Source organism: Mesorhizobium sp. BR1-1-6 (assembly GCF_020165355.1).
Taxonomy (GTDB): domain Bacteria; phylum Pseudomonadota; class Alphaproteobacteria; order Rhizobiales; family Rhizobiaceae; genus Mesorhizobium.
In genome coordinates, this window is record NZ_JAIUHZ010000013.1 from 130,001 (window position 1) to 131,081 (window position 1,081).

Genomic DNA, 1,081 nt, shown 5'->3' on the forward strand with positions numbered 1-1,081 from the left:
CCGACGGCCGCCGACCTTGCCAGAGCGGCTTTCAGCGGCGATCCTCCAGCAATTCCGGTGTGATGTTCCGGCCTGCGTAGAAGATGCCCAGGACCAGCACCTGCTCGCCCTCGACCGCAAAGGCAATGCTGACCGCCCGTCGGTAGCCGATGATCCGCAGTCCGGGCATGATCTCGCGCCGCTCGGCGCCACGCTGTGGAAAAGTCGATAGACCGAGACAATGGTCTTGAATACCCGCGACGAAATTCCAGGCGATCGCCGGCGATGCGCGCTCGGCTATGTCGTCATAGAGCCGTTCGAGTTCGGCTTGTGCGGCGAGATGAAAGACGATCCGATAGTCCATCCCCTACTTGGCTTTCGCCTGTTTCGCGCGATGGCGCGCCTCCAGCCGAGAAAAAACCGCCTCGGCCGGGATTCCTTTAGCTGGATCCTGCTGGAGCTCGGCCAGGCGCCCCGGAATTTCCACGCGCAGCCATCTTTCCCGCTCCGCCTCGAAATCCTCGAGCATGCGCAGGCCGGCGCGGACAACCTCGCTGGCATTGTTGTAGCGACCTGATTCGAGCTGTTTCCTGATGAAGCGCTCATAGTGGTCGTTCAGAGCGTAGTTGGGCATGACAACCTCCCGGAAAGAGACATGGGATCACGGCACGGATTTAGCAATAGATGTCAGATATTAGCAATTTCGACCGAGGTCGACCAACCTGCATTTTGGTCCGATTGTCTCGCAGACAGGTTCGGATCGCTTGATTCGGCATAACCGAGATATCGCCTCAGTCGGGCCGTCGGGATCGGGGATCGCGCCTGCAGCCGATAGGTGGGATCTGCTCCTCGCGATCCCTCCGGGACAGCTGGCGCTGAAGCCGCCTGAGATGGAATCCTGCCGGCTGAATCCATTTTGCATTTTCGTGGCTGGCCTCGGCTCTGGGAAGCCCAATGTTCCGCCGCGCGAGCTGAGAGCTCGTCTTGGCCCCGAGGCATGGAACGACCGAGGCTTGGCCCTGAACGCTTTGCTTTGCTTTGCTTTGCTTTGCTTTGCTTTGCTTTGCTTTGCTTTGCTTTGCTTTGCTTTGCTTTGCTTTGC

The 1,081-nt window shown here is 59.4% G+C and carries 2 protein-coding genes; both read right to left on the reverse strand.

Features of this window, described 5'->3' with window-relative positions; all coding sequences use genetic code 11:
• Positions 1–31 precede the first annotated feature (31 nt).
• Positions 32–343 (reverse strand): type II toxin-antitoxin system RelE/ParE family toxin, encoded by a 312-nt coding sequence (locus LB545_RS22210; protein WP_140899020.1) that lies wholly within the window; start codon positions 341–343, stop codon positions 32–34.
• A 3-nt stretch (positions 344–346) separates the two neighbouring features.
• Positions 347–613: a type II toxin-antitoxin system ParD family antitoxin gene (locus LB545_RS22215; RefSeq protein ID WP_140664881.1), complete on the reverse strand. Its 267-nt coding sequence runs from the start codon at positions 611–613 to the stop codon at positions 347–349.
• Positions 614–1,081: the final 468 nt, after the last annotated feature.

Excerpts from the sequence above, each read along its gene's own strand:
- LB545_RS22210 (WP_140899020.1), bottom strand. The coding sequence starts at position 343 with ATGGACTATCGGATCGTCTTTCATCTCGCCGCACAAGCCGAACTCGAA.
- LB545_RS22215 (WP_140664881.1), bottom strand. The coding sequence starts at position 613 with ATGCCCAACTACGCTCTGAACGACCACTATGAGCGCTTCATCAGGAAA.